This window comes from Achromobacter sp., assembly GCF_036567245.1.
Lineage (GTDB): Bacteria > Pseudomonadota > Gammaproteobacteria > Burkholderiales > Burkholderiaceae_B > Achromobacter.
Genome location: NZ_DATCUY010000305.1, coordinates 1 through 5,627, shown reverse-complemented (window position 1 = coordinate 5,627; position 5,627 = coordinate 1). Strand labels below are relative to the sequence as shown.

Genomic DNA, 5,627 nt, shown 5'->3' with positions numbered 1-5,627 from the left:
GGCAGGCGCCACGCCCGGCGCGGCGGCGTCCGGCACCAGCAGGGGCGCCTTGCCGATCAGCGCCACCAAGCGGTCGATGCGGGCCGACTGGGCGGGAATATCCACGGTGGACACGGCGCGCAGGCGGTCCAGGTCGCCGTTGATGGATTGCTGCAGGCTGGAGAAGCGCGGGCGGTCGGCGCGCGCCAGGCGCGACTGCGCCGTTTCCAGCGCCACGATCGCATTGGAGACGTTGCCAACCAGGCGTAGCTGCTGGTTCGCAATGGTCAGGAGGCGCTCGACATCGTTGGCGAGCAGCTCGTCGCTGGCGCTGTCGTTGAAGTTCTGCCAGGCCAGTTGCAGGGCGTTGTACTGGCTTTGCGTTTCACGCACGGTGTCTTCGAGCTCGCCGACACGGCCAGCCTGGGCTTGCGCCAGGGCCAGGGCCTCGCGCGTGTCCTTGCGGGCCTGCGCGAGGTCGGTGGTCAGCGTTTCGAGGCGCGTGGCGACCTCGCGGCCGGCGGATACGAACTGGGTGCGCTGCATCCAGAGGGCGTAACCCAGGCCGGCTGCCAGCAGGATGAGAATGATGAGGGCGGGGACCAGCGGGCCACTGCCGCGCTTGGCCGCGCGGGCCTTGACGGGATCGGCCGGGGCCGACGCGGGCGCGCTTGCACCCGGGGCGGCCGTCGGAACGACCGGATCGGTAGCGGGAGTCTTGTCTGTCATGACGCGATTGTATTCGGTGTCAGTCCGATGCAACGAATCAAGCAGCAACAAAAGCCTGGAATATCGACTCGTCGTTGGGCAAGCAGATTTTTACCATCGGCCGCGCCCCGCCTTCATGACAGGCCTGTGGCACGCGGCGTTCCAGGGAGGGATGTGTCAGCACGAAGCGGCACCGCGGCCACCAGTCAGCCAGGCCGGCAGCATCCAGACCGGCCCGCAGCGCGTCCGCGCCCTCGCCGCTGGTGATCAGCCAGGTGGCCGGAATGCCCGCGGCCGCCCATTGCCGCAGGCTGGCGAGTTGATCGGCGCCCCAGTTCGCGGGGCGGCGCAGGTAGGCCGCATGACGGGTCACCGCCGCGCCGTGCGCCTCGAGCTTGTCGCCCAGCCAGTCCCTGCCCTGCGTGCCGCGCACCAGCAGTACGCGGCGGGGGCGTTGCGGCAATCCCTGCAAAACCTCCCAGAGGGCCTCGGAATCGTGGCTGGGAGCGTTTTCGGGGGGATGCAGAACTGTTGTATTCGCGCCAAAACAGGCGGACTGGCGCAAGGCGTGGGCGCTGGCCGGCCCAACGGTGGCAGCGATGACGCCAGCCGGCCAGGGAGCGGGCCCGTCCACATGGGCCCACTGATCCAGGTACAGCCTGGCCGCATTGCCGCTGACGAACACGACCATGTCGTAGTCGGAAGGGCGCGGCGGTCCCCCGGCCGTTGCCGGCAAGGCCTGGATTTCCAGGGCGGGAAGGATGCAGGGCGTCCAGCCGGCGCCGAGCAGGCGGCCGGCCAGCGCCTCGTTGCGGCCATCGGGCCGCGTCAGGATGGCGACCCGCGGCAGTTCGGCGGCTGCGGACGCCATGGCCATCAATCGGGCCTGGGCTCGTCTTGCAGCAGCTCGCGCAGGATGTCCTGCGCGCCCGCATCCAGCAGCGCCTGGGCCGCCGCCTCGCCGATGGCCTGCGCATCGGCCACGGGTCCGCTGCGGGACGTATGGACCATGCGCACGCCGTCGGGCGACGCCACCAGCGCGCGCAGCGACAAGGTGCCGTCGGCGATCTCGGCATACGCCGCCAGGGGCACCTGGCAGGAGCCGCCCAGCTCGCGGGATACGGCGCGTTCGGCCACCACACAGGAAGTGGTGCCCGCACTGATCAGCGGCGCCAGCCAGGCGCGCATGTCGTCGCGGTCGTCGCGGATCTCGATGCCCAGGGCGCCCTGCCCGGCTGCGGGCAGGCTGTCTTCCGGCTCGAGCAGGCTGCGGATACGCGATCCCAGGCCCAGTCGGTCCAGGCCGGCGGCGGCCAACACGATGGCGTCGTATTCGCCCTTGTCGAGCTTGCCAAGGCGCGTGTCGAGATTGCCGCGCAGCGGCTTCACCACCAGCTCGGGATAGCGCGCGCGGATCTGGGATTCGCGGCGCAGGCTGGAAGTGCCCACGACGGCGCCCGCCGGCAGATCAGCCAGCGTGTCATGCGTGTTGGAGACGAAGGCATCGCGCGGATCCGCGCGATCGAGGACGGCGCAAAGCTCGAACGGGGCCTGCAGATCGACCGGCACGTCTTTCAGGGAGTGCACGGCCAGATCGGCGCGCCCGTCGAGCAGCGCATTTTCGAGTTCCTTGACGAAGAGACCCTTGCCGCCCACCTTGGAGAGCGTGCGGTCGAGGATCTGATCGCCTCGGGTCGTCAGGGTGAGCAGCTCAACCGCGCACGCCGGGTACAGCGTGCGCAGCCGGTCGCGCACATGCTCGGCTTGCCACAGGGCAAGCCGGCTGGCACGGGTCGCGATGACCAGGCGTTGCGGTAGAGACACGAGACGGCATCAAACGAAATTGGAGACGATGACCGTCGCGACCACCCCGAGGATGGCCAGCACGAAAAGGCCCTGAAGGAGGCTCAGGCCCGATTCGGATTGCTGGGGATCGGTGGATCTACGCAGACTCATGTGCTGATTCCTTGGAAGCGGTTTTGCGGCTTGCCAGCCACCGTCCAAGGACAACAACCAGCAAGGCGCCAATGATTTCTGCGCCGATTTTAACCGCAGTGGGCTGAACGCCGAATTGACGCTCGACAACCACGTCGGTGATCAGCATGCCGCCCGCGATCCAGCCCAGCAAAGCCGCGCCGAATGTAACCACCAGCGGATAGCGGTCGATGAGCTTGAGCACCAGCGTGCTGCCCCAGATGATGATCGGCACGCTGACGATCAGGCCGAAGGCGACCAGGCCGATCTGATGGTCGGCGTGGGCATTCTGGGCCGCGCCGGCAATGGCGATCACGTTGTCCAGGCTCATCACGAAGTCGGCGATGATGATGGTCTTGATGGCGGCGGCAATGGATGTTCCGCCCTTCACGTTGCCATGGGCGTCGTCCTCGGGGACCAGGAGCTTGACGCCGATCCAGACCAGCAGCAGGCCGCCCACGACCTTCAAGAAGGGAATCGACAGCAGCGTCAGGGCGAAGGCGATCAGGACCACGCGCAGGATGATGGCGCCGGCGGTACCCCACAGAATGCCTTGCATGCGCTGCTTGGGCGCCAGATTGCGGCAGGCCAGCGCAATCACGACGGCATTGTCGCCGCCGAGCAGGATGTCGATAAGGATGATCTGGAATACCGCTGTCCAACTCAGCGTCTGGAAAAACTCAAGCACTATGAACCCCCGAAGGCATTTATGAAAAGAGTGGCCGGTCCCGGTCCGGCATAGCTCGCCGCGCGAGGCGCGGCGAGCTTATTCAGTACAACTTATTAGTATAATTCAGCTTTCAGTCAGCTTTCTGGCGCATCAGCAAAACTTTACCGATAGCCAGCACCAGCACCGCGCCCAGCACGCCCGTCATCAGCGCAAAGCTATGCTGCGTGATCCCCAGAGCCGCGTCGATACGCGCCACCGGTTCCTCCAATGCCGGATCGCCCACCAGCAATTCGCCCGCGATGAAACCCAGCAACGCCGCGCCCACCCAGACGATGACCGGGAAGCGTTCGATGACCTTCAGAAGCAGCGTGCTGCCGAAGATGACCAGCGGAATACTGATGGCCAAGCCCAACACCAGCAAGGTCGTATCGCCCATCGCGGCGGCGGCGACGGCCACCACATTGTCCAGGCTCATGACCAGGTCGGCAATCATGATAGTGCGGATTGCGGTCAGCAGATTGCCTTGCGTCTTGCCTGCGCCGTCTTCCTCGCCTTCAGGCAACAGCAGCGTCACGCCGATGTAGACCAGGAGCAGCGCGCCAATGAGCTTGAGCCACGGCAACAGCAGCAGCTTGGCCGCTACCAGCGTCAGCACGATACGCATGATGATCGCCGCGGCGGAGCCGACCACGATCGCTTTTTTCTGTTGGGCCGGAGGCAGAGAACGCGCCGCCAGCGCAATAACCACGGCGTTGTCGCCCGATAGCAGAATGTTGACCCAAATGATCTGGAGCAACGCTATCCAGAATGCCGCTGAACTAAGTTCCATGCCTCTCTTTCCTAGGTGTGATCCCCCTAGGACAAACCAAATGAATGGGTGAAATAAGATGAAAAAGACGTACTGACCGCCTTGGTGCGAGCCCGGCGGCATTCTTGCCTGGTACGTGCGAAGTTTCTTTCATTATAGTTTCGTTCAGCTTTCCGTATGTTTCCCAGGCCGCGGCATGGACGCGGGATTTCCCTAGGATTGCCGAAAAAAAAGCGAAAAAAAACCCGCCGTAGCGGGCTTTCCATAAGCGGGGTGCAAGCGCCGGACATCAGGGGTTTGACGCCGGAGCCAGGCCTCCCGCCAGAAGGCGGCAGGCGCCGGGCACCCAAGGCGCCCGACGTCTGGCCTGATACTTTTACAGCACCGACTTGAGCAGCTTGCCCATTTCGGACGGGTTGCGCGTGGTGCGGATGCCGCAGGCTTCCATGACTTCCAGCTTGGCGTCGGCAGTGTCGGCGCCGCCGGAGATCAGCGCGCCGGCGTGGCCCATGCGCTTTCCGGGGGGAGCGGTGACACCGGCGATGAAGCCGACTACCGGCTTCTTCATGTTGTCCTTGGCCCACTCGGCTGCGTTGACTTCGTCCGGACCGCCGATTTCGCCGATCATGATGACGGCGTCGGTGTCGGGATCGTCATTGAACATCTTCAGCACGTCGACGTGCTTCAGGCCGTTGATGGGATCGCCACCGATGCCGACGGCGCTGGATTGACCCAGGCCCAGCTCGGTGACTTGCGCCACGGCTTCGTACGTCAGGGTGCCCGAACGGCTGACGATGCCGATGCGGCCCTTGCGGTGGATGTGACCGGGCATGATGCCGATCTTGATTTCGTCGGGGGTGATCAGACCCGGGCAGTTCGGGCCCAGCAGCAGGGTCTTGCTGCCCTTGGCCTTCATGCGGTTCTTGACTTCCAGCATGTCGCGGACCGGGATGCCTTCGGTGATGCAGATCACCAGATCCAGTTCGGCCTCGACGGCTTCCCAGATGGCGGCGGCGGCGCCCGCGGGCGGCACGTAGATGACGGACACGGTGGCGCCGGTGTCAGCCTTGGCGTCCTTCACCGAAGCGAAAATCGGCACGCCTTCGAAGTCTTCACCCGCCTTCTTGGGGTTCACGCCAGCCACGAAAGCGGCTTTGCCATTGGCGTACTCACGGCACATGCGGGTGTGGAACTGGCCCGTCTTACCCGTGATGCCCTGGGTAATGACTTTGGTGTCCTTGTTGATCAGAATCGACATTTGTGAATCCTTGGATTTTTCTTTACTTGACGGCGGCTACGACGCGGGTGGCGGCTTCGGCCATCGTGTCGGCGCTGATGATCGGCAGACCGGAGTCGGCCAGCATCTTCTTGCCGAGTTCTTCGTTGGTGCCCTTCATGCGGACGACCAGCGGCACGTTCAGGTTGACGGCCTTGCAAGCAGCGATCACGCCTTCGGCGATGACGTCGCAGCGCATGATGCCGCCAAAG

General features: G+C 65.0%; 7 protein-coding genes and 1 pseudogene. All 8 read right to left on the bottom strand.

The features are described from left to right. On the bottom strand, positions 1-708 hold a 708-nt coding region (locus VIR09_RS13550; RefSeq protein WP_332013332.1), incomplete at its 3' end, for a uroporphyrinogen-III C-methyltransferase. Positions 709-745: 37 nt separating this feature from the next. Then, positions 746-1,564, bottom strand: coding sequence for a uroporphyrinogen-III synthase (locus VIR09_RS13545; RefSeq protein ID WP_332013331.1), 819 nt, complete (start codon positions 1,562-1,564; stop codon positions 746-748). Next, entirely contained in the window at positions 1,564-2,511 is a 948-nt protein-coding gene (hemC, locus tag VIR09_RS13540; RefSeq protein ID WP_332013330.1) for a hydroxymethylbilane synthase, read from the bottom strand. The genes VIR09_RS13545 and hemC overlap by 1 nt, the downstream gene beginning before the upstream one ends. A 9-nt stretch (positions 2,512-2,520) precedes the next feature. Next, positions 2,521-2,643 (bottom strand): hypothetical protein, encoded by a 123-nt coding sequence (locus tag VIR09_RS13535; RefSeq protein WP_042792647.1) that lies wholly within the window; start codon positions 2,641-2,643, stop codon positions 2,521-2,523. After that, positions 2,630-3,349, bottom strand: a complete 720-nt coding sequence (locus VIR09_RS13530) for a TerC family protein (RefSeq protein WP_332013329.1) — start codon at positions 3,347-3,349, stop codon at positions 2,630-2,632. The genes VIR09_RS13535 and VIR09_RS13530 overlap by 14 nt, the downstream gene beginning before the upstream one ends. A 112-nt stretch (positions 3,350-3,461) precedes the next feature. After that, a complete protein-coding gene (locus VIR09_RS13525; RefSeq protein WP_332013328.1) occupies positions 3,462-4,160 on the bottom strand; it encodes a TerC family protein in 699 nt (232 codons plus the stop codon). 355 nt (positions 4,161-4,515) lie between these two features. Further along, a complete protein-coding gene (gene sucD, locus VIR09_RS13520) occupies positions 4,516-5,397 on the bottom strand; it encodes a succinate--CoA ligase subunit alpha (RefSeq protein WP_013392545.1) in 882 nt (293 codons plus the stop codon). A gap of 22 nt (positions 5,398-5,419) precedes the next feature. Then, positions 5,420-5,627, bottom strand: a pseudogene (gene sucC, locus VIR09_RS13515) (succinate--CoA ligase subunit beta); the annotation flags it as partial.